Raw genomic sequence first — 26,309 nt, forward strand, 5'->3', positions numbered from 1 at the left:
GTAATAATTAACGTTTAAGTTAATTGTTAGAAAAAGGTCACTTAGGTGGCCTTTTTTAATGGCTGCGATTTACATCAAGTGAAGGTGGCGCAGTTACCTTAGGCGTAGGTGCTTTGTAGCAACTATCGTAGAGTAATAATTAGCCTAGCTAATTAATACGAAAAAACCCGAGCTCAGTCTCGGGTTTTTTAATGTCTGCAATTTACTTCATGTGAAGGTGGCGCAGTTACCTTAGGCGTAGGTGCTTTGTAGTAACTATCGTAGAGTAATAATTAGCCTAGCTAATTAATACGAAAAACCCGAGCTTAGCCTCGGGTTTTTTAATGTCTGAAGTAAAAGTATTAATGTTATCGCTGTAACAAAGTGGGAGCATGAACTTAATCAGTTAGTAACCAGCATTCTTACGTAATTCATCAAGCATATCTTGGTTACCCATCATTTCGTCAAGCGTTGCCCTGACTGCATTGTCAGAGGTATTGTCATAAACTGAAAGTAGATGTTGCGCCATTTGCTTTGTATAGCCATCTTGTTTATTTTGAGCTTGGTAGTATTGCGCCATCAACCCTTGTGCAGCTAAGCGACGGATATAATCATTCGTGTCTTGCTCTAACAAGATTGTAAATTGCTCTGCAAGGCGGTAATCAAGTACCGGTGTCTGAGTTGTTAACTCAACAGCTTGAATTTTAAATTTTTCGTCACTACTGTTGTTCGCTAAATTTAAAATGTTACCTACTACTTCATAGTCATACTCGGGCATAGTAGATTTATTTAGAATATACATATTCATTTGCAGTTGGCTCAGTGCAGCTAACCTATTTAAATCAGAGATGCTTGGATCTAAAGTTTGCTCTCTTAATTGAGAGTTTATTTGTTTAGCATAATCAGGTTCTGATTTGATCCTTAAATCATAGTCTTCTGGTAAGTCTGCATAAAAGCTATAAAGAGGATTTTGCTCACGTCGTTTTTCATCTTCTTGCTGCTGTTTTTCCTCTAGTACGTCAAGAACAAGTTCCTTAAATTCGTCGGTATCTTGTTCTTGATAAGAGCCATTAGCGTGCAGTGTTAAGTTTGCTACTTTGCGTTGTAGCGAACTTACTTTTTTGCTTAGTTCGTCAATTAAGGCTTCATTTGATTGCTGATATTCTGCAGGAGTACTATTAGAAACTGTGGGGCTTAGCTGTTGCTTGGGTTTATTAAGTGAGCTGGGCTGATTTTTAAAAAATGTTCCGTAGCATGAAATTACCAAGGCAAGTGTTGCTATAGTAATCGCAATAGTTCCTTTGTTTATAGTCATAAAATAATCTGCCTCTAAAATGGGTAATTCATCTGTTTTCGAAATATAAGTCTGTTAAAAAATGTGTTAAATGAGGATGAAATATACGGGTTAATTAAGAAGGCGGGGCGTGAGTGGCAAAATACGGTGTTTAAATTGGCTATAAGCGCTAGACCTAAGCCTAGCGCGTAAAGCTTAATGCGATTTTGCGTATTGCTCAGCTTGCTTCCACACTCTTAGTGTATTACCGCTTAAAATCTTTTTAATATCGGTGTCGCTGTAACCTCTGTCCATCAAACCTTGAACTAGGTTAGGGTAGCTAGATACATCCTTTAAGCCGATAGGCAGTGAGTCACCTACACCGTCGTAATCAGAGCCAATACCAACATGCTCGATACCAATTAGCTTCACAACGTGATCAATATGATCAAGAACTTGCTCAAGGCTAGCAAATGGGAATGGATTTTTAGCGCGGTACATCGCATCAAAATCTTTAGCTACTTTTTTGCCTTCTTCAGTAATTGTTTGTTTTTTACTTTTTAATTGATCGTACCAACTTCCGGCTTTTGAAGTAACAAAACTTGAACCAAAGTTAATTTGAATCACACCACCGTTCTTTTTAAGGGCTAACAGCATGTCGTCATTCATATTACGCTCAAAACCTGGTGTGTATTTACGTAGTGATGAGTGTGATGCAATCACAGGGGTGTTAGACAGTTCCATCACTTGATAAAATGCATCGTCCGAAATATGAGACACATCAATCAGCATGCCGATATTATTCATCTCTTTTACTAGCTCTTTACCAAATGGGCTCAGGCCTTTCCACTTGCGACGAATATCGTATGATGAGTCAGAAATATGGTTGCTTTGCGAGTGAGCAAGGGTGATATAGCGCACACCACGATCAAAGAAGTGTTGTAGGTTTTTCATTTCGCCCTCGATAGGCGATCCGTTTTCCATACCCATGGCGATTGATATTTTATTGTCCTTAAACTGTTGCTCAATATCTTGTGTTGAGTCAGCAATGGCAAACTTGTCAGGTGCACGTTGTGCAATCGCTTCCATACCATCAATCAGTTGATTCGCTAATTGAAAGCTTTTTCCTTTGCCTTCAAACTCTAAATGGGCAGGAATATAAATCGACATAAATGGCGCGTTTAAACCGCCTTTTACTGCACGAGGGTAATCAAAATCGCCGCCCTCAGTGGCTTTAGTTACATCCGCCCATTTATCATGAATGCGGTAAGGCACATCAATGTGAGTGTCGATTAAAATGGTATCGTGAGCAAGCTTGATTGCTTTATCCGAGGGGGTTATTTCAGCGCTGACTGCGCCGGTTAATGCAATCGACATTGCAGCAACTAGTGAGCTTAGTTTTATCATTTATAATGGCTCTTTGAGTTAAAAAAACCATTGTCTATTTTTACGTCGTGTCTGACAAGTTTACTCGTCGAATTGCGCTTCACTTTGCAGTGCTTTGAATTCACGTTTAGAGATTATGGTGACCGATTCGTGCAGTTCAGAGAAAAACACCATAGCTTCGCCGCTTTTTAATTGCTGATTAACTTGCGCCACTTTACTTTCAATACTGAATTCTTGTTCGCCATAATCTGTGCCTTCACGCAGTACATAGCTTTCAATTAGGTTGTACAGTGTGTCTTTATCAAGTTGTTCAAAAGGAATAATCATAGTCACTCATTATCGGTGTTATTAAATACACATTGCTTAAAATAGTCAGGCACTACTTGCTCTAGCCAATACACGGGTTTAAATGGGTTGTTACCGCTAATAAAACCTACGTGGCCGCCTTTTTCAGAGATACGCAGCGTAACATGCTCACTTACATCTTGACTACTTGGAACCGCTTTAATCGACAGCATAGGGTCGTCTTTGGCATGAATAATTAGTGTAGGTGTCGCAATATCTTTTAAATACGGCATCGCACTGGCTTTTTTGTAGTAGTCGTGTGCATTTTCAAAGCCATGCAACGGTGCTGTAAGCTGGTTATCGAACTCTAATAAATCGTCAATTTCCATTAATTGATCAGTGGTGATCGGTATCTGCTGTTTAATTTGCGGTAATTTACGTTGCATTGACTTTTTCATTCGATCGAGCAAATATTTTTGATAAATTTTACCTAAGCTTTTACGAATAACATCACTAGATGATGATAAATCATAGGGCGCAGATATAACGGCAGCTGCGTTAAGCGGGCAGTGAATGTTTTCTTCGCCTAAATACTTAGCCAGTACATTACCACCCAATGAAAAACCCACCGCTACAATAGGGCGATTTGGAAACTGTTGTTTTAAATGATTTATAAAAAAAGCTAAATCGGCGGTGTCGCCACTATGGTAGGCTCTTGGTAAGCGGTTTACTTCGGTTGAGCAGTTTCTAAAGTGCATCAATACGACAGCAAAGCCTTGCTTTTTTAATGACTTCATCATGCCTTTGGCATAAAAACTGTTGATATTGCCTTCAAGTCCATGAAGTACTACTGCGAGTGGTGCTTTTTCGTTATGCGGGAGTGACCAAGCAAGCTCAATAAAATCACCGTCGGGCGTATCAAGTTGCGCAAGTTCGTAGCGAGTATGATGAAAAGGGCGGAAAAAACGCGGTATTATGGTTTGAACGTGTCGGTTGGTCATCCACCATGCGGGTTTGAACTTAGGGATCATGTCTGTACTACGCACTTTGCAATTAACGAAGCGCTAGTGTAGCAAATTTTTTATATTTAAAAATAAAAAGCGCCTAATCAGTAAACTAATAAGGCGCTTTGTGCGTCGTGCTTAATGCTGTTCTTTAATATCTGCATCGTGTACTTTTTTCATGAAAAAATACACAAAGAAGAGGCATAAACTAATAACGACGCCTAAAAATCCAAATGATAAAAATAGTACTGGGTCGCTAAAAAAATCTCTAAAGAATACGTCCATAATTGCCTCCTGATGTCTATGGGGTAATCATAGGCTGGCTCAGTGGTACTTGATATGATCCAGATCAAGCTATTTTACAGATTATAAAATGGGCAATGCAGATGTTGATTTTGATCAATAAAGTTAAGTCGATTTTGCACTTTTTAGTAAATTATCTGCGATTTTTTAATCACTTTTATAATAAAGATGGTCAGCAAAGTTCAGCTTTGAATAACCGTTGCTTTGTTTTAGGTTAAATAAAATAAACCTGGTGTTAAATATATTTGACATGGCTAAAAAGTGAACTTATAGTTTAAAAGTCAAAAATATTTTACTTGGAGTTAGCTTTATATGACTCGTTCAGAGCACTTTAAAGAACTTTTACAAAGCATAAGTTTTAGAGAACTGACGCTGAGTATCGATTTACTAGTAAGTGTGTACATATCTTACTTTTATGTAAACAGCCTAATGGATGCGAGTACGCAGCAGCTTAGTTCTGTTTCTTGGTTATCTGGCTTATTGCTACAGGTGTTAATTTATTCTGTGATACTTATAGTATTGAGCTATTTATTACTTGCATTTATCAGTGATAATGAATTAAATCAGCCACCTGATGTGAGAGAAAAGCAAATAAATTTAGTGGGTTATAAATACAAGGCCATAATCTTACAGGCGGGAATTTGTGTTGCTATTTTTCAATATCAAATTGAAGCTAATAACTGGGGCCCAGCCATCGAATATAATATTCCATATTTACCAATGCATATCATGGTAGGCGCTTTTTTGATTGCCGAAATAATCAATTACATAGCGCAGCTTTATAAAGGCAGAACGGGTGATATCTATGAGTGAGTATGCAATAACTAACTCTATTCGAACATTACGCTTTTTACGCGATGAAATGACGCAAAAGCAGTTAGCAGATGCTATTGGCGTAACGCGGCAAACGGTAATGGCAATTGAGGCAAATAAATATTCACCCACTTTAGAGGTGGCTTTTAAAATTTCTTTAGTTTTTAACTTACCTTTAGAAGAGGTATTTCAATACAAAACTAAAGATATATAGCTTGGTGTATAAAAGTAAACCAAAGTAACCATGTATATAAGAGCTAATATTCATAATATAAATGGCTTTATGATCTGATGAAATTAATAGTGAAAAATTATGCCAAATATTTATCGCTGTTATTGGGCGTTGCACAAGGTGTTAAATTCATACTATTAACTTCATCAATCAATATTATTTGTTGCTGCTTTTCTAATTTTAGCTCGGCACCTAGAAGCGCTTTTCGAATTGCGGCGTAATCTGTAACCTGGGTTTTATTGGCTTTTAAATAGGCACGTGTGGCTCGAAGTGGCTTCAATGCTTGCTTATCAAGCTCACTAATTGATTGTTCAAGCTTATTTAGCTGTGCTTGGCTAATTGTTAGATTGAGAGAATCTAAGTAGTAAAGCAATAAGCACAGGTTTACGTTTTTACCTAGCTGGTTTTGATAATCCAACAGGCGCGTTTGCATGTCACCTTTGCTATAAAGGTTACATGCAAACTGCCAAAAATCGTTGCTGTTAAGCAAGTTCATCGGCGAATGCCTGCTCTTTCTGTTCCATTTCTTCAAGGGCCATAAGTAGCTCTTCTTCAACATCGTTAAGCTTAGGCGTAAGTGTGGCTTGTTTAGTAATTAACTCTTTAAGCTTAGCTTTATTTTCATCGTTATAAAGTGTGTTATCGCCTAGCGCCTCTTCAACGTCAGCTAATTCTGCAGCAAATTTATCCAATTGTTTTTCAAGCTTTTCAATTTGCTTTTTCAGCGGTTGAATCGCTTTTCTAAACTCGGCCTCTAAGCGCTTTTGTTCTTTACGGTTAACTTGTGAATGGGCTTTTGGCTCTTCGTCGGTGTCGTTTTTAGCGGCTTCTTTATTAGCATTAAGCAGCCACTGATAATATGCATCTAGGTCGTAGCCAAATTGGGTGACCTCGCCATTATCAACTAAATAAAATTCATCGGCGGTATTTTTAAGCATATGACGGTCATGCGATACCGTGACCATAGCGCCTTCAAAGCCTTGTAATGCCATAACTAAAGCGTGGCGCATTTCTAAATCAAGGTGGTTGGTTGGCTCATCGAGTAGTAATAAATTTGGTTTTTGATAAACCAACATAGCCAGTACTAAACGGGCTTTTTCACCGCCAGAAAAGGGAGCTACAGGGTCGAGTGCTTTATCGCCTACAAAGGCAAAACCGCCTAAAAAGTCACGCAATGATTGTTCGCTGGCTTTAGGGTTTAAGCGTTGCAGGTGAGTGACGGCACTGGCTTTTAAATCTAGAGACTCCAGTTGATGCTGCGCAAAGTAGCCAATGTTTAAGCCTTGATGCTGAAACACTTCACCTGCTTGAGGTTGTAAGTCACCAGAGAGCAGCTTAATTAGTGTTGATTTACCTGCACCATTTCTGCCCAGTAGTGCAATACGGCTGCCTGGTACTAAGTTCAGCTTAATACTGTTTAAAATGGTGACATCGCCATAACCGGCTTTGGCTTTGTCGAGTGTCATTAACGGGTTAGGCAGGGCGGTTGGCTCGGCAAATTCAAAATCAAATGGCGAGTCAACATGTGCTGGGGCAAGTTTTTCCATTCGCTCTAGCGCTTTAACACGGCTTTGTGCCTGTTTGGCTTTACTAGCTTTGGCTTTAAAGCGGGTAATGAACTGCTCAAGATGCGCTATTTGTTCTTGTTGTTTTTCAAACATGGCTTGCTGCTGTAATAGGCGCTCAGCTTTTTGGCGTTCAAACTGCGAGTAGTTACCTTTGTACACATTAATAAGTTGTTTATCTATATGCCAAATTTGATCAACCACAGCATCTAAAAACTCACGGTCGTGAGAAATAAGTACTAGCGTGCCGGTGTAGGCACGTAAAAAACGCTCGAGCCAATACACGGCATCTAAATCTAGGTGGTTTGTTGGCTCATCCAGTAATAGTAAGTCGGCATCGCGAATAAGCGCTTGGGCTAAGTTTAAGCGCATGCGCCAACCACCCGAAAATGCACTTACCGGGTTTTCTATTTGATTATTAGCAAAGCCCAAACCATGTAACAGCTCACCTGCTTTGGCTTCAATGCTATAGCCTTTAATATTTTCAAGCTGAATATGCACTTTAGCTTGGGTGTCGCCATCGTTATTTTGCTCGGCTTCACGTAGCGCTATACGCAGTGCATAATATTCAGGGTGGCCTTGTAGTACGTAATCTATAGCGCTTATTTCAAGGGCGGGGGTTTCTTGCTTTACTGAGGCCAGTGACCAATCTTTAGGAATACTGCAATTACCGCCATCTAACGAAAGCTCAGACTTTAATAAACTAAATAACGTTGACTTACCACAGCCATTGGCACCAACAAGGCCTACTTTGTGCTCTGGGAATAGTGTAGCCGATGCATTTTTTAATAAAGCTTTGCCACCGCGAAGCAGTTCTATTTCTGAGATTTGGATCATAAATACGTTACTTTACTGTGCCTTGATTGAATTGCGGCCATTATAACACGGATCTTATTAGCTATATCAATCGTATCAAGTAGGCAAATATTGCGATAAAATAACGTCAGTCAAAATGGTAGGAAAAACGAAGTGAAACATAAAAAACGATTTATTGCTGGAGCAACGTGTCCTGAGTGTAAAACCATGGATATGTTAATGCTCTACAAAGAGCATGACGTAGAAAAAGTTGAATGTATGCAGTGTGGTCATAAAATGGCTCAACCAGAGCAGGCTGTGCAGGCATCAACACGCCAATTTGAACAGATCATTGGCGTGTTTAATCCAGGCGACTAAACCTAAACAGTTTAGTAATGCGGTGGCGGAGGCTCCGGTATATTCGACATCATAGGTTGCGATGCTTGCGATTCTTTAAGTTTTTCAGCCAGCAACTCGGTTTGGCGCTTTATTTTTGCCAACTGTTGCTGGTGAACTTTTATTTCATCATTCAAAATTTCAATTGTTTCGTCTTGAAAAGCCACTTTAGCCTCAAGTTCCATTAGCCGATGTTCAATTGTGTTCATTTGGTTCTCGTATAATAAAGCGCTCAGCGATTCCGCTCGAGCTTTCAGTTAACAATGATTTACCGTTATCTGTAAATGCCACATCAAGTACCACTGCCGATTTGGGCTTACTGCCTTCTCGCGGAGTGACTTGCCATGTTTGAATTTTTTCACCACTGGTTAGCTGCCATAAATCAACTCGTTTATTGGGTGAACCGGTTGCTAATAAAGTGCCTTGATCGTTAAAGCGCACTGCGGTAAAAATTTTCTGACGCGCAATATACTTTAGTTTACTAACAAGGTCACCTGTAGTCAGCTCCCATACATTTGCTTGTGCCATACTGTCGGCGGTAAAAGCATAACGACCTTGAGGATCTAAAGCGACTTGGGTTACTCGGGTTGGGTGATTAAAGCGATGGATAACTTGTCCACTTTGGGTATCCCATAAGTAGGCCACATAATCGTTAGAGCCGCTCAATGCATAGCGCCCATTAGGTGATAGGTCTACGGTGTTTACTTTATCTTGGTGGCCTAAAAATTCAATGCGTCTGCCAGTATTAAGGTTTATAAATACTACAACGCCATCACTACGCCCGTAAACAACACTTTGGCCTTGGTTACTAATAGCAATATCGCGGATACTGGCTTTTTGTATTTTATAAAAGCCTTTATTTTTGCCGGTGGCAATATCCCAGACCGCAAAGGTGGCTTTTTCGGCGGTAACAGCCACGCTATTATCAAAAGCAATGGCTACAGCGTAAACAAGGCTGTCTTGCGCTTGTTGTTGAAACCATTGGTATTTAAGGGCTTGCTGTTGATTATCCCAAAGTGCGACCCCATGATGGATAGAAGATACTAAGCTGTATTGACCATCGTGCGATAACGCAGATGAAAAGGCGCCCTGTGCTGTGTGCTCAAAACTGGCCACTGCTTGTTGTTTTTCATCACTACATGCAATTGTTAATAAACAGCAAGTGGCGACTAAAAAAGTACGAAATAACGACATATTACAGGTATTTCCTCTTAACTCTTCGTGACTGAGAGGTTAGACTAGGTCTCGTTAAACGCCTAGGTTGTTTGTCTAATCACTGGATATGTTTTTAGTTTAGCTATTAAACAAGCAGCCTACCATGTAGGCCGTTAATCTTTAACTAGTAATATTACAATAAATGGCAACTGCAAAGTGTGTCGGAGATTTAAAATGAGAAAGACGATTAAATTGTCATTGATTGCAGCGTCAGTTTTAGCGCTTACAGCTTGTAATCAAGAAGCAAAAAAAGAGCAAGCAGACGTTAAACTAGATACTGTAGCGCAACAACAAGCATACGGTATTGGTGCATCTGTAGGTAACTTTTTAAATAAAGACTTAGCGGATAAAAAAGAAATTGGTATTGAATTAGACCAAGCTTTATTAATGCGAGGCTTTGAAGATGCACTTGCGGGTAATGCAAAAATTGACGAAGAGAAAATTCGTGAAGTACTAACAGCATTAGACGAATCAGTGCGCACTAAACAAGAAGAAAAAGCAAAAGTAGAGTCTGAAAAAAGTAAAGCTGAAGGTGAAAAATACCTAGCTGATAACGCTAAAAAAGAAGGCGTGATGGTTACTGAGTCTGGTTTACAGTACGAAGTAATGAGCGAAGGCGAAGGCGCAAAACCAGTAGCAACTGATGTGGTTAAAGTACATTATAAAGGCACATTGTTAGACGGTACTGAGTTCGATAGCTCTTACTCACGTAACGAGCCAACAACGTTCCCACTAAACCGTGTAATTCCTGGTTGGACTGAAGGTTTACAACTTATGTCTGTAGGGTCTAAGTACAAATTTACTATTCCTTCAGACCTTGCTTACGGCGATCGTGACTTAGGTAAAATTCCTGCTAATTCAACACTTATTTTTGAAGTTGAATTATTAGAAATTCAAAATGATGCAGAAGCTGCCGCTGCAGAATAAGTATTTATATAAAACAAAAAAGGGACCTTAAGTCCCTTTTTTATTGCACTGAATAACTAATTAGTCAGTGTGGTTAGAATATAAGTTATCAATTAACTCATCTTCGAGTGCAAAGCGCGCTTCGAGTGCTTCACCAATAACCGATAGGTCATTATCAAATCCTACTAACAAATCTTCTGCGTCTACTTCAGCGTATTTGTCATTGAAATCTAGAGCAATGTCAGTGGTATCTGAAATACGTGGGTATATAGTATTTGCTAGTTGTTGGCTTTCTAAGCCTTTCTTTTCGCAAGCTTTAGCAATATCGTCGTACACTTCAAAGTGGCCGGCCGATAGGTAATCCATTAAGATTTGGCAAAATGCTTGAATTTGTGATGGTTCAGGCAAAGATTGATCTTTTTTCTCGTAAGGTGAAAAGCCTGCAATTTTACAATAAAGTACAATCAGCTCTTGGCGTTCGTTTAACCAATTGTCGATGACCGTATGGCTACCCCCCCACTTTTGTTGAGCTTTTTCTACACGCTTCAGCATAATTCTTCTCCTAAGCTGGGTTGGATTTTTAATTGGTAATAAAGTTTCTATCATCCAAGATATATTTAATTGGCGTGTATATCAACAAGTAAAATAGATGTAATACCAGAGGGTTTTGTTTAAGGTATAAGTTGTAAGTAATTTATTTCAGGCAAGAAAAAACCACCTGTTACGGTGGTTTAATTTCTTTATTAGACTTGTTTAAACAAGCATTCTTATTTTTATTAGAGATTTTTATTATTTTTATATTAACAATTTTTGTTATTGTTTTGTTAACGCGGGAGATACAATATCAAGCTTTTTTAGGTGTTGCAAATAGTTTAATGAAAAGTTTTTATTATTAACGTTTGTTTGGTTTTTTTATGTACAAAGCAACATGAAAATTAAAAATTACTTGATCTAGCGCTACTCTGTAGCGATTTAATCGCTTAGCGATAGAGGGGTCGTGAATATGGTGGTACAATCTTGCACAATTTCTAAAAGCCCTAGGACTCTATACGCTATGAGCGAATTAAAAAACGACCGTTATTTACGTGCCCTTGCCAAGCAACCTGTTGATGTCACGCCGATATGGATGATGCGTCAAGCAGGACGTTATTTACCTGAATACCGTGCTACACGTGCACAAGCGGGCGATTTTATGAGCCTGTGTAGAAATGCTGAGTTAGCCTGTGAAGTAACATTACAGCCTTTGCGCCGTTACCCATTAGATGCAGCTATTTTGTTTAGTGATATTTTAACTATTCCCGATGCAATGGGATTAGGCTTGTACTTCGAAACAGGCGAAGGCCCTAAGTTTGAACGCCCAATTTCGTCACTAGCTGATGTTAAAAAAATTCCTAAACTCGATCCTACCGATGAGCTTGGCTATGTAATGAACGCAGTGAGCACTATTCGTCGTGAACTTAAAGGCGAAGTGCCATTAATTGGTTTTTCTGGTTCGCCTTGGACACTTGCAACTTACATGGTTGAAGGTGGTAGCAGTAAAGTATTTGGTAAAATCAAAAAAATGGCGTTTGCTGAGCCGCAAACACTGCATTTATTACTCGATAAACTAGCTGATTCGGTGATAGATTACTTAAACGCGCAAGTTAAAGCGGGTGCGCAATCGCTAATGGTATTTGACTCATGGGGCGGTGTACTAAGCCCGCGTGATTACAATGAGTTTTCATTGCAATACATGCATAAAATTGTTGATGGCTTAATTCGTGAATACGATGGCCGTAAAGTACCGGTTACTTTATTTACCAAAAATGGTGGTCAGTGGATTGAAGCGATTGCCGCAACGGGCTGTGACGCAGTAGGTTTAGATTGGACTATTAACATTGGTGATGCTAAACGTCGTGTTGGCGATAAAGTAGCACTGCAAGGTAATATGGACCCATCAATGCTTCATGGTACGCCTGATCGTATTCGCCAAGAGGTTGGTACTATTTTAGAAGACTTTGGTACTGGCAATGGCCATGTATTTAATTTAGGCCACGGCATTACACCAGATGTTGACCCAGAAAATGCCGGTGTATTCATTAACGCCGTGCATGAATTAAGTGCGCAATATCATAAATAACCTGAACTCTGGATAATAAATCTATCTCAAGCAGCTATTTATAGCGCTAACTACGTTGAATTTACTTGCAATAGGCGAGCTATTGACGCGTAATTTCGCCTTGTTTTCACTGGAAATCTCTGGCTAGAGAAAATAAATATAAATATCAATTTTGATTCAATACGTTAGTAAATCTCTTAACCAAAGTTCAGGTTAAATAGTTTCTAAATAATGATGAGTTATTAAAAAAGCCCGCTTGATTCAAGCGGGCTTTTTGTTACCTAGTGCTTAATATTACTTAAACAAGCGATTTAAGCCATTTAACGCCGCAACTCGGTAGGCTTCTGCCATCGTCGGGTAGTTAAACGTGGTATTTACAAAGTAGTCGATGGTGTTGCCACCATTTTTTTGTTCCATAATAGCTTGGCCAATATGTACAATTTCAGAGGCACGCTCACCAAAGCAGTGCACGCCGAGTACTTCTTTGGTTTCTGTATGAAATAATATTTTTAAACTGCCCACGTCTGTGCCTGCAATTTGCGCGCGGGCTAAATGTTTAAATTGCGCACGTCCCACTTCATACGGTACTTTTGCAGCAGTTAATTGCTGCTCTGTTTTACCGACAGAACTCATTTCAGGAATAGTATAAATACCGGCTGGAATATCAATAATCAGCTTTTCATCACAATTACCACACGCGATGGCATCTGCGGCAATTCGACCTTGATCAAAGGCAGCACTAGCAAGACTTGGATAGCCAATAACATCACCTACCGCGTATACATTGTCTACTTCTGTTTGGTAGGTTTCGTTTACTTTTATCTGTCCGCGGCTATCTGCTTTTAAGCCAATGGCTTCTAAATTAAGGGTGTCAGTGTTACCGGTTCGGCCATTGGCAAATAAAATACAGTCAGCTTTAACACGTTTGCCCGATTTTAAATGCATAACAACGCAGTCATCACGGGTTTCAATGCGATCAAATTCTTCGTTATGACGAATTACAATACCGCTATTCCAAAAGTGATAGCTTAATGCATCAGATATTTCAGCATCCATGAACGCCAATAAGCGATCGCGAGTATTCACTAAGTCGACTTTGGCACCTATCCCTTTAAAGATAGATGCATATTCACAACCAATTACACCCGCGCCGTATATAAGTACGCGATGAGGGTCATGTTCAAGGCCTAAAATAGTGTCACTTTCGTAAATTCGTGAGTGGGTGAAATCAACCCCTGGTGGGCGATAAGGTCGTGAGCCGGTAGCAATAACAATCGTTTGTGCAGTAAGGCGCTCAGTAGAACCGTCATTACGCCTAATTTCAATAGTGTGCTTATCAACAAAGCTAGCGTCGCCTTGAAACATATGAATGCGGTTACGATCGTAAAAACTGCTGCGTAAGTTTGACTGCTTTGAAATTACCGAACTGGCATGGCGTAAAATATCAGGAAAGGTAAGTCTTACCGGACGCTCGCCTACGTTAAATAAAGGATTTGCTTTGTATTCAATATAGCGACTAACAGAATGACGAAGTGCCTTTGAAGGAATGGTACCCCAATGTACACAGCCACCACCCACGGCTGTTTGGCGTTCAATAACCGCTACTTTTTTGTTACTTTTAGAGAGGTTCATAGCGGTCCCTTCACCGCCAGGACCCGTGCCAATAATGATTGCATCATATTGGTATGTCACGGGTACTTTTTTCTTTTCTGGTTGTTTGGCCACAGCCACTCCTATTTTAACTAAAAGAGGCTTTTAATAACCTCGCATTAAGTGCTAGCCATGCCTGTTTTTGTGTTTCCCAGGCGGCCTCAAGCTCGTGATATTGTGCCATTAATGCCGACTTTTCACACTGCTTTGCCATATTATTTTTTTTAGCTTCCAACACTTGTTTTTGTAATGAGCAATAATTTTGCAGTTTTTTTAGCAACAAATCGTACTCTTGTTGTAATAATGTAAGCTTATCTTGCGCTAAAGGCAATTTTGCGAGGCGACCTTGTGTTTTGCTCATCAAGGTTTCTGCTTTAGCTTTTTCGATGCGCTCAACCGGTGTGCGCTTTAATTTACTTGCTAGACCAAGAGCTGCTAACGAGCGGATCATCCATTTAGTTGGGTCGTAATGAAACCACTTAATGCCGTTGCGGTAATCGCTAGCAAAAATATGATGAAAGTTATGATAACCCTCGCCATAAGTAAATAAGGCTAAAAAGCCGTTATCGCGTGCGGTATTTTTTTCTGTGTAAGGGCGAGAACCCCAAATGTGCGCAACAGAGTTAATAAAAAAGGTAAAATGCTGGCTCAGTACTAAACGAAGTAGTCCCGCTAGTAATAACATGCCCCACACATCACCTAACATTAAACCTAATACCAGTGGTAAACCAACATTCATGGCAACTACCAGCTTTAAGTAATGTTTATGTTGCCACATCACTATTTTATTGCGTTGTAGGTCGCGGCAATTGCTGTAATCACCGTAGCTATCGCCTTGGTAGTCGCGCAGCATCCAGCCTATGTGACTATACCAAAAGCCGTTGGTAGCTGCATAAGGGTCTTTTACAGGGTCATCAACTTGACCGTGGTGAATACGATGATCGCTGCTCCAATGCAGTGCACTGTTTTGCAAAGCAAACGCGCCGCCTAAGGCAAAAATAAATTCAACGACCGGGTGTGCATTGTAAGTTTTGTGCGCCCATAAACGATGGTAACCCGCAGTGATCGATAATCCCGCGAAAAACATGCAAGCTACAAAAGCAGCCCATTGTGTGCCTGTAAAGCCATAGTTAAACCCATACCAAGGTACAAGTGTAACAGCAGCCAAAAACGTCAGGCTAAAGAAAAGGACGTTGGTCCATATAAGTGGTGGTTTTTTCATCTTTCTCATTTCTCAGCGTACAACTGTACGCTAAAATAATATTTCAATCTGCTGCCGTCAAGTATTAGACTGTACTATTAGCTATTTTTTAATTAAAAATTTATTACAAATTCATTCAGGGAGCTGTTGATGTCGGGCGTTAGAGCACAACAGAAACAAAAAACACGACAAGCATTAATTGAAGCTGCTTTTAATCAGCTTAGTGCTGATCATAGCTTTTCAAATTTGAGCTTGCGTGAAGTAGCGCGCGAAGCCGGTATTGCGCCCACCTCTTTTTATCGTCACTTTAAAGATATGAACGAGCTAGGTTTAACCATGGTTGATGAAGCGGGTTTAACGCTGCGTCAGCTGATGCGTCAAGCTCGTAGGCGAATAGCCAGTGGCGGCAGTGTAATAAATACGTCTGTGGTTACTTTTATGGAGTTTATTGATAACTCTAGTAATCAATTTAGGTTATTGCTGCGTGAGCGCTCGGGTACCTCAAAAGCATTTAGAGCGGCAGTAGCACGTGAAGTGAAACACTTTATTTTAGAGCTTGCTCATTATTTAGAAAGTGAAACGCCCTGTGATGCGATTCATGCGTATATTCAGGCAGAGGCTATGGTTACGTTGGTATTTAATGCTGGCGCCGAAGCGCTAGATATTGAAGGTCAGCAACGCGATGAATTAATTGAGCGAGTTATTTGGCAGTTACGCTATATTACTCGTGGTGCGTCAAATTACGTACGCGCAGAAAAGAAAGAGTAAATATTAAAAAAAGTTAAAATAAGCACTGTACTTTACGGTGCTTGTTAATTTAAACGCCACGCCCTCTGAGGTTGAATTTTTTATCTCTTTTTTATCTATTTGTTGAATTTTAGATCCCTTAAAAGTCTTGTGTAATTATTTTTATGGCATTTTTATGCTTGCGCCTACTGCGCTGCAATGATAAAAATAAGCCTCATTGGACACACACACAAGAAAACAAATGCAAACTAATCGTTTAATTACACTAAAACTAAACCTCTTACTGCTGTGGCAAGTGAGCGGGGATTAGTGTGTTTGCATTGAGCTAAACAACAAAACCCCGCAATTGCGGGGTTTTTTTTATCTCGCTGCAGGGATAAATCGAAATTTGGGTAACACAGGAATGAGGGGCAGTTATGCAAGAGCAAGATAAAGTATGGATTTTTGATACCACCTTACGTGATGGCGAACAGGCACTTAAAGCAAGCCTGACTGAAGATGATAAAATTCAACTAGCGCATACCATTAGCCGCTTAAATGTGGATGTCATGGAAGTGGGCTTTCCGGTTTCGAGCCCCGCTGACTTTCGCTCAGTGCAGCGAATTGCCACTGAAGTAAAAGGCCCTATTATTTGTGGCTTAGCACGCTCGGTTGCCAAAGATATTGAGGCCTGTGGCGAGGCGCTTCGCAGTGCACAGCAAAGCCGTATTCATACTTTTATTGCAACCAGCCCGCTTCATCTTGAACACAAGTTGCGAATGAGCCTTGATGATGCCACTGCAATGGCGGTTAAATCAATCAAGCTTGCCCGTAATTACACTGATGATGTGGAATTTTCATGTGAAGACGCAGGACGTACACCACATTGGGATTTATGCAAAATAGTTGAGCAAGCTATTAATGCCGGTGCATCCACGATTAACTTGCCAGATACCGTCGGTTTTGTAACGCCAGATGAATACGCAGCAATGATCCGTCATTTAATGAACAACGTGCCAAATATTGATAAAGCCCGTTTAAGTGTGCATTGCCATAACGACTTAGGCTTAGCCGTTGCTAACTCTGTTGCTGCCGTTCAAGCCGGTGCTCGCCAAATCGAATGTACGATTAATGGTATAGGGGAGCGCGCGGGTAATTGTTCACTTGAAGAGGTGGCGATGATCATGAAAATGCGCAAAGACCATTTAAACGTATATACCGATATAAAAAGCGAAGAAATTTACCGCGCCTCTCGCCAAGTAGCCAAAATTTGTAATATGCCGGTACAGCCAAATAAAGCGATTGTTGGCGAAAATGCGTTTGCCCACAGTTCAGGTATTCACCAAGATGGTGTCTTAAAAGCGCAAAATACATATGAAATTATGTCACCTGAAAGTGTGGGTGTGCCAAGTAATCAATTAAATATGACCTCGCGTTCAGGGCGTCATGTTATAGAGCATCGCTTAGAAGAGTTAGGTTATCAAAAATCTGATTACGACATGGATAGCTTATACCAAAGTTTCGTTGCGTTAGCTGACCAAAAAGGCACAGTATATGACTACGACCTAGAAGCAATGATTTACTTTAATCAAATCAGCGACAAAGATGAAAAATATCAATTAGAGTTTGTTCACTCTACGTCGAACTCTCAATCGGTAGCCAGCTCAACGATAGGTTTGTTGATTGATGGCGAAGCAAAACAAGAAGCGGCCACAGGTAACGGCCCGGTAGAAGCCTCATTTGCAGCCATTGAGCGCTTAACTGGTATGAGCGTTGAAATGATTGAATACAATTTAGAGGCCACCGGCCAAGGTGCAAGCTCATTAGGACAAGTGAATATTATTGCTAAATATGATGGCCGTCCTTATCACGGTGCCGGTATTGCGGCCGATGTGGTCGAAGCCTCAGTACGCGCTATGGTTCGGGTTTATAACTTAATTTATCGAGCACAAAAAGTGTCTGATTTAAAACAACAAAGGAAAGCTGGATGAGTAAAACACATTACAGCGTTGCCGTATTAGCGGGCGACGGTATTGGCCCAGAAGTTATGGCAGCTGCAGAGCAAGTGCTTGATGCAGTAAGTGATAAGTTTGGTTTTACTCTGAACCGTGAACACCACGCGATTGGCGGAGCAGCGATTGATGAGTTTGGCAAAGCCCTTCCTGATACCACTTTAAAAGCATGTGAAAACGCCGATGCTATTTTATTTGGTTCAGTAGGTGGTCCTAAGTGGGAACATTTACCACCTAATGACCAACCGGAGCGCGCGTCACTGTTACCACTGCGCAAGCACTTTGGTTTGTTTTGTAACTTACGCCCAGCACAATTATTACCAGCATTAAGCGCTGCATCACCACTACGTGCTGATATTAGCGAAAAAGGCTTTGATATTTTATGTGTGCGCGAGCTAACGGGTGGTATTTATTTTGGTGAGAAAGGTCGCAGTGGCGAAGGGGCAGAAGAAACTGCATTTGATACGCAAACTTATTCACGTAAAGAGATAGAGCGTATTGCACGTTTTGCTTTTGAGGCCGCTAAATTACGCAGCAATCATGTAACCTCGGTCGATAAAGCCAATGTTTTAGCATCAAGCGTTTTATGGCGCGAAGTGGTAACCGAAGTGAGTAAAGACTTTCCAGAAGTGAGCTTAGATTATATTTATGTAGATAATGCAGCGATGCAGCTAGTTAAACAGCCTAGCCAGTTTGATGTATTACTGTGCGATAACTTATTTGGCGACATTTTATCGGACGAGTGCGCGATGATCACCGGTTCAATGGGGTTATTACCCTCCGCTAGCTTAAATCAATCAGGCTTTGGCTTGTATGAACCCGCGGGTGGTTCAGCGCCTGATATCGCCGGAAAAGGGGTGGCAAACCCAATCGCACAAATTTTAAGTGCCGCCTTAATGCTACGTTACTCATTAGGCCAAGACGAAGCGGCTCGTACGATTGAAAAAGCAGTCGCAGAGGCGGTTGAAGCCGGTGTGGGAACGTCGGATATTTATCCGCAGGGCGGCTATACCACCACCGATGTAGCAGCGGCCATCGTTTCACGCATTTAATTATTAAAGCCACAGCACCGTCAGGCTGTGGCTCAATCAGATCAGGGAGTTAGCAAGTGGCCCAAACCTTATACAATAAAATTTGGCAAGCACATACCGTTGCCAGCATTAATGAGCAAACCGATTTACTTTATATTGACCGTCATTTAGTACACGAAGTGACGTCACCACAAGCATTTGCCGGCTTACGTGAAAAAAATCGTAAAGTGCGTTGTCCAGAAAAAACCATTGCCACCATGGATCATAATGTTTCAACTAAAAGTCGTTCACTGGATGCAGCTAGCGAAGTCTCTAAAAATCAATTAATGGCACTGGATGAAAACTGTAAAGAATTTGGCATTTTGCTGTACGACTTAAACTCAGTAAACCAAGGCATAGTGCATGTTATTGGCCCTGAGCAGGGGATTACTTTACCAGGTACCACTATAGTCTGCGGCGATAGTCATACTTCAACGCATGGTGCGTTTGGTGCCTTGGCACATGGTATTGGTACCTCAGAGGTTGAGCATGTATTAGCTACGCAAACGCTACAGCAAAAAAAGGCGAAGTCGTTAAAAATTCAAATTAACGGTGTATTACGCCCTACAGTAACAGCTAAAGATTTAATTATGGCGGTTATTGGCAAGCTAGGCACTGCTGGTGGCACTGGCTATGTGGCTGAATTTTGTGGTGAAGGCATAGAAGCTCTATCAATGGAAGCCCGTATGACATTGTGTAACATGAGCATTGAAATGGGTGCTAAGGCGGGCTTAATTGCCCCAGATAAAATCACTTATGAGTACTTAAAAGGCCGCCCATTTGCGCCTAAAGGTGCTGATTTTGATGCCGCTGTTGCCTACTGGGAAACTTTAAAAACGGATGACGGTGCGCATTTTGATTTAGAAGTAGAGTTAGATGCAGGCAGTATCCAACCGCAAGTTACTTGGGGGACTAATCCAGAGCAAGTGATTGGCGTTGATGAATGTATTCCAGATCCAGACAAAGAAACCGATTTAATTAAAGCCGATGCAATTCGCAGTGCGCTTAAATACATGGGCTTAAAAGCGGGCGATAAACTATCAAGCGCCAAAGTAGACACGGTATTTATTGGCTCATGCACCAACAGCCGCATTGAAGATTTACGCGCTGCAGCAAAAATTGTTGAAGGTAAACAGGTTTTAGCTGGTATTGAAGCGCTGATTGTTCCAGGCTCAGGCTTAGTTAAGCAACAAGCTGAAGATGAAGGCTTAGCCGATATTTTTAAAGCTGCAGGATTTGAGTGGCGCGAGCCAGGCTGCTCTATGTGTTTAGCTATGAACGATGACCGTTTAGGGGCTGGTAAACGCTGTGCTTCCACCTCGAATCGTAATTTTGAAGGTCGCCAAGGGCGAGGCGGGCGTACACACTTAGTGAGCCCTGCAATGGCGGCAGCCGCTGCAATACATGGTCACTTTGTTGATATTAGAGGAGAAGCTTAATGAGCATCTATTTTAGCGGCTTAATGGCCCCACTTGATAAAAACAACGTCGATACCGACCAAATTATTCCTAAGCAGTTTTTAACTTCAACCAGCCGTGATGGTTTTGATGCTGCGCTATTTTACGATTGGCGTTATTTAGATAATGGCGAGCCAAACCCTGAATTTATTTTAAACCGTCCTTGTTACCAAGGCGCGCAAATATTATTAACCCGCGATAATTTTGGCTGTGGCTCATCACGCGAGCACGCACCATGGGCATTAAAGCAATATGGGTTTGAAGTGATTTTGGCTGAAAGCTTTGCTGATATTTTCTTTAATAACTGTGGCAACAACCAAATGCTTGCCATTGCATTGCCAGCGCAAACGCTGGAAGAGTTATTTGTGTTAAGTGAGCAGCACGACGATATTCACATTGATGTGGATCTTGAAAACCAGGTGCTTACCAGCAATCAGTTTGCGCCAATCAGCTTTGATATTCGCAAAGACGTAAAAGAACGTTTATTAAGTGGCTTAGACTTTATCGGTGTAACCGAAACCCTCAATCCGCAAATTGATGCGTTTGAAAAGCAGTTAGCCGCAGAGAGACCGTGGCAGTAACCTTTTACATATGAAACTGGAGCGCAGCTTAGGTTGCGCTTTTTTAATCGCTTATATTAAAAAACCACGCAATAAGCTTGCTAATGTAATCATTGCCATTAGTAATAAATTGAGAGTTTTAAATTTCTGGTAGCGGACTACCTTTGGGTCGTTGATAGTCGAAAAAAAACCATCTTTAAATGACTCAGCAAGATTGGCATAGGGTGTCCCATCTAATGAATTTTGTGATAATTTTTTCCATTGTTCTGGGTGCTGCTCAGCAAGGTGTTGATATATGTGCAAAGTGTAGCGATTTTGAATAATTAATAGTAATACGATGATTACTAGGCCGATATAGTTCTCCATCTATATATGTGCTCCGTGCTAAAACTGACTTTGTGTTTAATTACCTACCTTTATCAATCAACGATATTTAATTTCTCATTTTCTTTCAAGCGATATTTTTTTACTAATTAATTACAGTAAAATCCTATTGCTCTGTTAATTTCTTATTGCTGTTCATCGTGATTATTTTCTTTGTGTTTGCTTAAACGCTAAGCTGATTTTTTACATGTTTAGGGACACATTATGAAATTATTAACAGCTGCAGCGCTTATGCTGGCATCCACTGCAGCAATAGCACGTCCAGCGCCTTTGATATCAATTCCAAGTCATGATAGCTTTTTCAATAGTATTGCTGCCCATTGCGGTAAAGCTTTCGAGGGTAAAGTAACGGTTGATAATGCCACAGGGCCGAGTTCATTTGCCGATAAAAAGTTAGTTATGCATGTGCGTAAGTGTAATGAACATGAACTACAAGTGCCGTTTCATGTCGGTGATGACGCCTCTCGTACGTGGATCATTACTAAAACAGGCAGTGGGTTGAGCCTAAAGCACGATCACCGCCATAAAGATGGTACTGATGATGTATCTACTATGTATGGTGGTCATACTTTAAATGCGGGTTTTGCTAATATGCAGTCATTCCCTGCAGATCAGTATTCAAAAGAGTTATTTGTTAGCCAAGGCATACCGCAATCGGTAGGCAATACATGGCAAATGTATATTTACCCTGAGCAGTTCACTTATCGACTTATTCGCCAAGGTCGCGAATTCCGTGTTGATTTTGATTTAACTAAACCTATTACACCACCGGCTGCGCCGTGGGGATATGGCGCTAACTAACTTAGTTCAGGTTAACTACAGTAAAACCACAGGCTATTTTAATACTCAGTGGTTTTACTGAAAATAACAAGGTGTTATTTTTTTGAGGTTTTTTCTGCGGGCATTTCACACTGCACAAATACACTGAGCGGTGGCTGATAAGCACGCGGTTTAGTTGGAAAGCGTTGGTACTCCTGCACGCCCTCAATCACTTTTAACATAAAAGGATTATCGCGGCATAAACGATTTGCGTGGCGCAACAAAAAGACACTTTGGTTTCTAAAGTGCGGGTAGTCATCAGACTGTATTTCTAGGTGGTAATTGTTAGTGTCTATTTGAGTTTGCTTATAATGCACCTTTTCATCAAAATCGTAGAGCCGTTGCATTTCACTTTGCTCTGCCGACACACTCAAACACCCTGTTAATAAACCCCAGCTAATAATTCCATGTATGTAATGATTGGCTTTTATACTCATAAACCTTTAACTCCATCTTGATATTGGGTAGTGTGATCAGCATATCAATTACACCCGTTATGATATAAGTCTAACACCCAAAAAGGGGAAATGTGATGTTCAAGCAAATTAAACAGCTTTTTTCGAGTATTGATCAGCAAGATTATGATATTGAACAACATGATTTAAAAACAGCGGTTGCCGCATTATTAATTGAGGTAATGCGAGCGGATAACGATTTACAGGCAGATGAGCAACAAACGCTAAGTCTGACATTAAAAAAGTATTTTGATTTAACTGATGAAGCAGTAGATGAGTTAACCGAACAAGCAAGTTCGAGCTTAGATGACGCCATTGATTATTTTCAATTTTCAAAGCAAATTAATAATCAATGCAGTGCACAACAGCGCATTGAAATAGTTGAACTACTCTGGCGATTAGCATACTCAGATGGTGAACTTGATCCACAAGAAGAATACGTTATTCGTCGTGTTGCTAATTTATTGTATGTTACCCATGAAGACTTTATTGCTGCAAAGCTTGCAGCAACAAAGTTATAGTTGCTGCTTATTTAAGCTTACTTGCTACGCTAACTAACTGCTGTGCAAGACCAGCCACTTTTTCAGCGGTAGCAGGGTCATTAATACGGCCGTTTTCGTCTAACAAAGTATGAATAGCCGGTACAGCTAATTGATTGGCTAATACTAAACTGCCAATGCCAGATAAAATATCACGCACGTGATTTAAGCCCCGTAAGCCGCCCAACCCACCTGGTGAGGCTGCATATAACGCGGTTACTTTATTTGCAAATGCAGGCTCTGCGCCTTGTTCGGTGCGCGATGCCCAATCAATAGCATTTTTTAACACCGCGGTAATAGAGCCATTATATTCTGGGCTGGCCAGCAAAATGCCATCGGCTGCGCGAAGTTTGTCTTTAAGTTGTTGTACACCGGCTGGTGTGCCTTGTGCCTCGAGATCTTCATCAAACATAGGAATGGCTAAGTCTGCGAGTTTAATCACTTCTACTTCAGCGCCACTTTCTAAAGCAAAGCGTGCCGCTTCGTTAATGAGTTTTTGATGAAAGCTATCTTTACGTAAGCTACCTGCTAGGGCAATAATTTTTGGTGTTGTCATGAGCTGCTCCTGATAATGAGTTTGTATAATGTGACTTTAACAAATAATCACTTGCAGAAAAGCCAAATAAACGCAAAACTTGTGTGCGCATATGCACAGATTAAAGAGTAGTTATCATGGCAATTCAATTTAATGATTGGCAAGACCTGAAAGTTGCTTACGAGGTAGCGCGCTTAGGTACTTTAACTGCCGCGGCCGAAGTGTTAGATGTTCACCATAGTACGGTGCTCAGGCGAATAAATAACTTAGAAAAAAGCTTAAATGCGCGATTATTTCATCGCCATGCTCGCGGCTACAAAGTCACAGAAATTGGCGCTAAGTTATTTACCACAGCACAAGCGATTAATGGTGAACTAGAGCGCCTACATAATGACATTATTGCTGCAGATAGCACCTTGCAAGGTAGCTTGTTACTCACCACAGTTAGTGGCTTTATTGATGTATTAAGTGAGGTGTGCGAGCAGTTTCAAACCTTGCATCCGCAAGTGCAATTACAAGTGATTATGGATCAAAAACGCTTACGTTTAGATCATGGCCAAGCACATATCGCAGTAAGAGCTGGACCCAGACCGGATGAGGGTGATTATATTGCTCAGCATTTAGCGGCGCTCTCGTCAGGATTTTATGCATCAAAGCATTACATTAGCCGTTATGGGTTGCCACAAACATTAGCGCAACTATCGCTGCATAGTTTTGTGTCAGGTGTAGCAGGGTATAATGCCAAAGTGCCTTACTTTGCATGGGTTGATGAAAATATTCCCCCGTCGCAAGTTAAGCTAAGAGTGTCAGAAACCTCAGAAGCGACTCGCGCCATAGTTAAAGGGCTCGGTATTGGCGGATTACAGCATGATGTTGCAGCGCAATACTCTGATTTAGTCCCTGTACTGCCTAATGAACTGAGTTGGCCAACCGATTTGTGGCTGGTTACGCATCATTTAGTGCACCGAACGGCAAAAGTTCAAGCGTTTAGTCAGCTATTAAAAAATTATTTTAAGCAGCGAAAGTTAAGTTAACTAGGCGACAACGATTTTTTTATTGAAATACCTAAGCGCTTGGCCAGCCGTGTTAAATTAGCACGGTCGACCTGTAAACTGCGCGCGGTACTGGCCCAGTTATAATTATGTTGTTTAAGTTGCTGTATTATAAGTTGCTGAGTATAGGTATCTGTGGCTTGCTTTAACGAAATGTTGTTTGCTAAAGATGGGATTACAAGCTGGTTTGAGTGTTCAAGAGCTAAGGTGTTAACAGCGCTTAAATTTAATTCACAATGCACAGGTTCAATAGTAATAATTGGTTGCTGCCAATGATGTTGTTTAGCCTTTAATGCAGCCCGGTTAATCACATGCTCAAGCTCCCTCACATTGCCTGGCCAGTCATATTTTTTAAGCAGCAGTTGCGTTTCAATACTGAGTTTTAGCTGTTTAATAGCGAGCTTGCGGGCTGTTTTTTCTGCAAAATAACCGGCTAATAAAATAACATCTTCATCACGGGCTTTTAAAGGCGCTACGCTTAACGGGTACACACTTAGGCGATGATATAAGTCGGCGCGAAATCGCCCCTGTTCTACTTCGTGTTTTAGGTCGCGATTAGTTGCTGCAATCACTCTAACATCAACATATTTAAGTTCATCTTCGCCAACGGTTTGTACTTCACCACTTTGCAGTACCCGTAATAATTTACTTTGCATTGCCAGTGGTAGCTCGCCTATTTCATCTAAAAATAAGGTACCGCCATCGGCTAACTGAAATTTACCTTGGCGGGCATTTTGGGCGCCGGTAAAAGCGCCTTTTGCATGGCCAAAAAATTCACTTTCTGCGAGGTTTTCAGGCAGTGATGCACAATTTAAATGGATCAATGGCTGATCTTTGCGTGCTGAATGCAAGTGAATATTACGCGCCACCAACTCTTTGCCGACCCCAGTATCACCTAAAATTAATACACTAAAATTAGAGGCTGCAACCAGCTTTATTTCGTTTTTAAGGGTTTGTATTACTGGGCTTTGGCCAATAATTTCACCACCATCGCGTTTGAGTGCCTCACGGTTTAACGCTTGTACTAATTCATTTGAATGCTGAGCATGCTGTTTGTAATGGGCAAGCTCTAGAGCTGTTTTAAAGTGTGCGCTACACAAGGTTTGTAAGGTGTTGAGTGTATCAGCCGTAATGCCGTCAAACGCATCAGCGTTTAGGCTATCAAAGGTCAAAATACCAAGCAGCGAATCTTTATCATAAAGCGGTAAACCTAAGCAGGCATGCACTGGAATATCACCGGTTTTAGCTAGTAGTAAGCCGTCATATGGATCAGGTAGTGGGCAGTCATGTGCAAATTGCAGTGCCAAGCGGTGATTACAAATAGCATCAAGACGAGGATGCTCTGCAATATTAAAACGCCTGCCTAAGCTATCAGGCATTAAACCTTTAATCGCTAAAGGCTTTAATTGCTCGCCTTGGCGAATTAACAAGGCGCTAGCATCACTTGGAATAACACGTTCAACCGTGGCTAAGAGCTGCTCAAAACTGTGGGCATGTAAGGTGCTTTGTGCAAGCTCCAAGGCAACTTGAGTCAGGTTGAGTTGTTGGTTCATGTCAAAATGACCTGTTAGTGTATTTAATTGGTTTTTATAGTAGGTC

28 protein-coding genes are annotated in these 26,309 nt (G+C 40.9%); 13 read left to right on the top strand and 15 right to left on the bottom strand.

From position 1 onward, the window contains the following. Positions 1–385: 385 nt before the first annotated feature. From MTN97_RS11500 to MTN97_RS11515, 4 genes are all read right to left on the bottom strand, one after another. Positions 386–1,294: a hypothetical protein gene (locus MTN97_RS11500; RefSeq protein WP_248474447.1), complete on the bottom strand. Its 909-nt coding sequence runs from the start codon at positions 1,292–1,294 to the stop codon at positions 386–388. 174 nt (positions 1,295–1,468) lie between these two features. After that, positions 1,469–2,659, bottom strand: a complete 1,191-nt coding sequence (locus MTN97_RS11505) for a dipeptidase (protein ID WP_248474448.1) — start codon at positions 2,657–2,659, stop codon at positions 1,469–1,471. Positions 2,660–2,719: 60 nt separating this feature from the next. Next, positions 2,720–2,965, bottom strand: coding sequence for a YheU family protein (locus MTN97_RS11510; protein ID WP_036980572.1), 246 nt, complete (start codon positions 2,963–2,965; stop codon positions 2,720–2,722). 2 nt (positions 2,966–2,967) lie between these two features. Next, positions 2,968–3,954, bottom strand: coding sequence for a hydrolase (locus MTN97_RS11515; RefSeq protein WP_248474449.1), 987 nt, complete (start codon positions 3,952–3,954; stop codon positions 2,968–2,970). Positions 3,955–4,542: 588 nt separating this feature from the next. Here MTN97_RS11515 and MTN97_RS11520 point away from each other — a divergent pair. Together MTN97_RS11520 and MTN97_RS11525 are read left to right on the top strand one after the other, a co-directional pair. Continuing rightward, entirely contained in the window at positions 4,543–5,043 is a 501-nt protein-coding gene (locus MTN97_RS11520) for a hypothetical protein (RefSeq protein WP_248474450.1), read from the top strand. Next, positions 5,036–5,257 carry a helix-turn-helix transcriptional regulator gene (locus MTN97_RS11525; RefSeq protein WP_010392331.1) on the top strand — a complete coding sequence of 74 codons (222 nt, stop codon included), beginning with the start codon at positions 5,036–5,038 and terminating at the stop codon, positions 5,255–5,257. The genes MTN97_RS11520 and MTN97_RS11525 overlap by 8 nt, the downstream gene beginning before the upstream one ends. Before the next feature lie 97 nt (positions 5,258–5,354). Here the strand turns inward: MTN97_RS11525 and MTN97_RS11530 are convergent, their stop codons facing one another. Next, positions 5,355–5,771 (bottom strand): TIGR02444 family protein, encoded by a 417-nt coding sequence (locus MTN97_RS11530; RefSeq protein ID WP_138627314.1) that lies wholly within the window; start codon positions 5,769–5,771, stop codon positions 5,355–5,357. Further along, complete coding sequence (locus MTN97_RS11535) at positions 5,758–7,677, bottom strand: ATP-binding cassette domain-containing protein (RefSeq protein WP_138627313.1); 1,920 nt, start codon at positions 7,675–7,677, stop codon at positions 5,758–5,760. The genes MTN97_RS11530 and MTN97_RS11535 overlap by 14 nt, the downstream gene beginning before the upstream one ends. Positions 7,678–7,809: 132 nt before the next feature. Here MTN97_RS11535 and MTN97_RS11540 point away from each other — a divergent pair, with 132 nt between their 5' ends. Further along, positions 7,810–8,013, top strand: a complete 204-nt coding sequence (locus MTN97_RS11540) for a YheV family putative zinc ribbon protein (RefSeq protein WP_008114218.1) — start codon at positions 7,810–7,812, stop codon at positions 8,011–8,013. 11 nt (positions 8,014–8,024) lie between these two features. Here the strand turns inward: MTN97_RS11540 and MTN97_RS11545 are convergent, their stop codons facing one another. Both MTN97_RS11545 and MTN97_RS11550 read right to left on the bottom strand, forming a co-directional pair. Beyond that, complete coding sequence (locus MTN97_RS11545) at positions 8,025–8,240, bottom strand: SlyX family protein (protein WP_036980562.1); 216 nt, start codon at positions 8,238–8,240, stop codon at positions 8,025–8,027. Further along, positions 8,227–9,225: a WD40 repeat domain-containing protein gene (locus MTN97_RS11550; protein ID WP_036980559.1), complete on the bottom strand. Its 999-nt coding sequence runs from the start codon at positions 9,223–9,225 to the stop codon at positions 8,227–8,229. Before MTN97_RS11550 ends, MTN97_RS11545 begins: the two co-directional genes overlap by 14 nt. Before the next feature lie 195 nt (positions 9,226–9,420). On the opposite strand from MTN97_RS11550, the gene fkpA reads away from it, so the two are divergent. Beyond that, positions 9,421–10,173 carry an FKBP-type peptidyl-prolyl cis-trans isomerase gene (fkpA, locus tag MTN97_RS11555; RefSeq protein WP_036980556.1) on the top strand — a complete coding sequence of 251 codons (753 nt, stop codon included), beginning with the start codon at positions 9,421–9,423 and terminating at the stop codon, positions 10,171–10,173. A gap of 60 nt (positions 10,174–10,233) precedes the next feature. Here the strand turns inward: fkpA and MTN97_RS11560 are convergent, their stop codons facing one another. After that, the gene (locus MTN97_RS11560; protein ID WP_010392345.1) at positions 10,234–10,704 is read right to left on the bottom strand and encodes an Rsd/AlgQ family anti-sigma factor; all 471 of its coding nucleotides are present in this window, start codon (positions 10,702–10,704) and stop codon (positions 10,234–10,236) included. A 502-nt stretch (positions 10,705–11,206) separates the two neighbouring features. On the opposite strand from MTN97_RS11560, the gene hemE reads away from it, so the two are divergent. Next, positions 11,207–12,271 (top strand): uroporphyrinogen decarboxylase, encoded by a 1,065-nt coding sequence (hemE, locus tag MTN97_RS11565; RefSeq protein WP_036980553.1) that lies wholly within the window; start codon positions 11,207–11,209, stop codon positions 12,269–12,271. A gap of 273 nt (positions 12,272–12,544) precedes the next feature. Here hemE and sthA read toward each other — a convergent pair whose 3' ends face one another. Together sthA and MTN97_RS11575 are read right to left on the bottom strand one after the other, a co-directional pair. After that, on the bottom strand, positions 12,545–13,975 hold the full coding sequence (gene sthA, locus MTN97_RS11570) for a Si-specific NAD(P)(+) transhydrogenase (RefSeq protein WP_214552743.1): 1,431 nt from the start codon (positions 13,973–13,975) through the stop codon (positions 12,545–12,547). A gap of 13 nt (positions 13,976–13,988) precedes the next feature. Beyond that, positions 13,989–15,122, bottom strand: a complete 1,134-nt coding sequence (locus MTN97_RS11575; RefSeq protein WP_024602170.1) for a fatty acid desaturase — start codon at positions 15,120–15,122, stop codon at positions 13,989–13,991. A gap of 129 nt (positions 15,123–15,251) precedes the next feature. On the opposite strand from MTN97_RS11575, the gene fabR reads away from it, so the two are divergent. The 5 genes from fabR to leuD all read left to right on the top strand — a co-directional run bounded on the left by fabR (position 15,252) and on the right by leuD (position 20,947). Next, positions 15,252–15,869 carry an HTH-type transcriptional repressor FabR gene (fabR, locus tag MTN97_RS11580; protein ID WP_013466159.1) on the top strand — a complete coding sequence of 206 codons (618 nt, stop codon included), beginning with the start codon at positions 15,252–15,254 and terminating at the stop codon, positions 15,867–15,869. A gap of 395 nt (positions 15,870–16,264) precedes the next feature. Beyond that, positions 16,265–17,818 carry a 2-isopropylmalate synthase gene (gene leuA, locus MTN97_RS11585; RefSeq protein WP_013466157.1) on the top strand — a complete coding sequence of 518 codons (1,554 nt, stop codon included), beginning with the start codon at positions 16,265–16,267 and terminating at the stop codon, positions 17,816–17,818. Next, positions 17,815–18,891 carry a 3-isopropylmalate dehydrogenase gene (gene leuB, locus MTN97_RS11590; protein ID WP_248474451.1) on the top strand — a complete coding sequence of 359 codons (1,077 nt, stop codon included), beginning with the start codon at positions 17,815–17,817 and terminating at the stop codon, positions 18,889–18,891. The genes leuA and leuB overlap by 4 nt, the downstream gene beginning before the upstream one ends. A 56-nt stretch (positions 18,892–18,947) precedes the next feature. After that, positions 18,948–20,348: a 3-isopropylmalate dehydratase large subunit gene (leuC, locus tag MTN97_RS11595; RefSeq protein ID WP_036980551.1), complete on the top strand. Its 1,401-nt coding sequence runs from the start codon at positions 18,948–18,950 to the stop codon at positions 20,346–20,348. Continuing rightward, a complete protein-coding gene (gene leuD / locus MTN97_RS11600) occupies positions 20,348–20,947 on the top strand; it encodes a 3-isopropylmalate dehydratase small subunit (RefSeq protein WP_248474452.1) in 600 nt (199 codons plus the stop codon). Before leuC ends, leuD begins: the two co-directional genes overlap by 1 nt. Before the next feature lie 51 nt (positions 20,948–20,998). Here leuD and MTN97_RS11605 read toward each other — a convergent pair whose 3' ends face one another. Beyond that, the gene (locus tag MTN97_RS11605) at positions 20,999–21,292 is read right to left on the bottom strand and encodes a hypothetical protein (protein ID WP_069438565.1); all 294 of its coding nucleotides are present in this window, start codon (positions 21,290–21,292) and stop codon (positions 20,999–21,001) included. A gap of 222 nt (positions 21,293–21,514) precedes the next feature. On the opposite strand from MTN97_RS11605, the gene MTN97_RS11610 reads away from it, so the two are divergent. Next, entirely contained in the window at positions 21,515–22,111 is a 597-nt protein-coding gene (locus MTN97_RS11610; protein WP_248474453.1) for a hypothetical protein, read from the top strand. Between the two features lie 74 nt (positions 22,112–22,185). Here MTN97_RS11610 and MTN97_RS11615 read toward each other — a convergent pair whose 3' ends face one another. Next, positions 22,186–22,566, bottom strand: coding sequence for a hypothetical protein (locus MTN97_RS11615; protein WP_069438567.1), 381 nt, complete (start codon positions 22,564–22,566; stop codon positions 22,186–22,188). 95 nt (positions 22,567–22,661) lie between these two features. On the opposite strand from MTN97_RS11615, the gene MTN97_RS11620 reads away from it, so the two are divergent. Beyond that, a complete protein-coding gene (locus MTN97_RS11620; protein WP_010392360.1) occupies positions 22,662–23,105 on the top strand; it encodes a TerB family tellurite resistance protein in 444 nt (147 codons plus the stop codon). 7 nt (positions 23,106–23,112) lie between these two features. On the opposite strand, the gene MTN97_RS11625 is transcribed toward MTN97_RS11620, so the two are convergent. Continuing rightward, positions 23,113–23,679: an NADPH-dependent FMN reductase gene (locus MTN97_RS11625; RefSeq protein WP_036980537.1), complete on the bottom strand. Its 567-nt coding sequence runs from the start codon at positions 23,677–23,679 to the stop codon at positions 23,113–23,115. 116 nt (positions 23,680–23,795) lie between these two features. Here MTN97_RS11625 and MTN97_RS11630 point away from each other — a divergent pair, with 116 nt between their 5' ends. Next, positions 23,796–24,692: a LysR family transcriptional regulator gene (locus tag MTN97_RS11630; RefSeq protein WP_028834824.1), complete on the top strand. Its 897-nt coding sequence runs from the start codon at positions 23,796–23,798 to the stop codon at positions 24,690–24,692. On the opposite strand, the gene norR is transcribed toward MTN97_RS11630, so the two are convergent. After that, positions 24,689–26,263 carry a nitric oxide reductase transcriptional regulator NorR gene (gene norR / locus MTN97_RS11635; protein ID WP_248474479.1) on the bottom strand — a complete coding sequence of 525 codons (1,575 nt, stop codon included), beginning with the start codon at positions 26,261–26,263 and terminating at the stop codon, positions 24,689–24,691. The genes MTN97_RS11630 and norR overlap by 4 nt on opposite strands. Positions 26,264–26,309 lie beyond the last annotated feature (46 nt).

This window comes from Pseudoalteromonas sp. 2CM36K (assembly GCF_023161865.1).
Classification (GTDB): domain Bacteria; phylum Pseudomonadota; class Gammaproteobacteria; order Enterobacterales; family Alteromonadaceae; genus Pseudoalteromonas; species Pseudoalteromonas tetraodonis.

Excerpts from the sequence above, each read along its gene's own strand:
- MTN97_RS11535 (WP_138627313.1), bottom strand. The coding sequence starts at position 7,677 with ATGATCCAAATCTCAGAAATAGAACTGCTTCGCGGTGGCAAAGCTTTA.
- hemE (WP_036980553.1), top strand. The coding sequence starts at position 11,207 with ATGAGCGAATTAAAAAACGACCGTTATTTACGTGCCCTTGCCAAGCAA.
- MTN97_RS11525 (WP_010392331.1), top strand. The coding sequence starts at position 5,036 with ATGAGTGAGTATGCAATAACTAACTCTATTCGAACATTACGCTTTTTA.
- MTN97_RS11560 (WP_010392345.1), bottom strand. The coding sequence starts at position 10,704 with ATGCTGAAGCGTGTAGAAAAAGCTCAACAAAAGTGGGGGGGTAGCCAT.
- MTN97_RS11550 (WP_036980559.1), bottom strand. The coding sequence starts at position 9,225 with ATGTCGTTATTTCGTACTTTTTTAGTCGCCACTTGCTGTTTATTAACA.
- MTN97_RS11575 (WP_024602170.1), bottom strand. The coding sequence starts at position 15,122 with ATGAAAAAACCACCACTTATATGGACCAACGTCCTTTTCTTTAGCCTG.
- MTN97_RS11615 (WP_069438567.1), bottom strand. The coding sequence starts at position 22,566 with ATGAGTATAAAAGCCAATCATTACATACATGGAATTATTAGCTGGGGT.
- leuD (WP_248474452.1), top strand. The coding sequence starts at position 20,348 with ATGAGCATCTATTTTAGCGGCTTAATGGCCCCACTTGATAAAAACAAC.
- MTN97_RS11530 (WP_138627314.1), bottom strand. The coding sequence starts at position 5,771 with ATGAACTTGCTTAACAGCAACGATTTTTGGCAGTTTGCATGTAACCTT.
- MTN97_RS11500 (WP_248474447.1), bottom strand. The coding sequence starts at position 1,294 with ATGACTATAAACAAAGGAACTATTGCGATTACTATAGCAACACTTGCC.
- leuA (WP_013466157.1), top strand. The coding sequence starts at position 16,265 with ATGCAAGAGCAAGATAAAGTATGGATTTTTGATACCACCTTACGTGAT.
- MTN97_RS11510 (WP_036980572.1), bottom strand. The coding sequence starts at position 2,965 with ATGATTATTCCTTTTGAACAACTTGATAAAGACACACTGTACAACCTA.
- MTN97_RS11620 (WP_010392360.1), top strand. The coding sequence starts at position 22,662 with ATGTTCAAGCAAATTAAACAGCTTTTTTCGAGTATTGATCAGCAAGAT.
- MTN97_RS11515 (WP_248474449.1), bottom strand. The coding sequence starts at position 3,954 with ATGATCCCTAAGTTCAAACCCGCATGGTGGATGACCAACCGACACGTT.
- MTN97_RS11630 (WP_028834824.1), top strand. The coding sequence starts at position 23,796 with ATGGCAATTCAATTTAATGATTGGCAAGACCTGAAAGTTGCTTACGAG.
- fabR (WP_013466159.1), top strand. The coding sequence starts at position 15,252 with ATGTCGGGCGTTAGAGCACAACAGAAACAAAAAACACGACAAGCATTA.
- MTN97_RS11545 (WP_036980562.1), bottom strand. The coding sequence starts at position 8,240 with ATGAACACAATTGAACATCGGCTAATGGAACTTGAGGCTAAAGTGGCT.
- MTN97_RS11520 (WP_248474450.1), top strand. The coding sequence starts at position 4,543 with ATGACTCGTTCAGAGCACTTTAAAGAACTTTTACAAAGCATAAGTTTT.
- MTN97_RS11610 (WP_248474453.1), top strand. The coding sequence starts at position 21,515 with ATGAAATTATTAACAGCTGCAGCGCTTATGCTGGCATCCACTGCAGCA.
- norR (WP_248474479.1), bottom strand. The coding sequence starts at position 26,263 with ATGAACCAACAACTCAACCTGACTCAAGTTGCCTTGGAGCTTGCACAA.
- MTN97_RS11625 (WP_036980537.1), bottom strand. The coding sequence starts at position 23,679 with ATGACAACACCAAAAATTATTGCCCTAGCAGGTAGCTTACGTAAAGAT.
- MTN97_RS11505 (WP_248474448.1), bottom strand. The coding sequence starts at position 2,659 with ATGATAAAACTAAGCTCACTAGTTGCTGCAATGTCGATTGCATTAACC.
- fkpA (WP_036980556.1), top strand. The coding sequence starts at position 9,421 with ATGAGAAAGACGATTAAATTGTCATTGATTGCAGCGTCAGTTTTAGCG.
- MTN97_RS11605 (WP_069438565.1), bottom strand. The coding sequence starts at position 21,292 with ATGGAGAACTATATCGGCCTAGTAATCATCGTATTACTATTAATTATT.
- leuB (WP_248474451.1), top strand. The coding sequence starts at position 17,815 with ATGAGTAAAACACATTACAGCGTTGCCGTATTAGCGGGCGACGGTATT.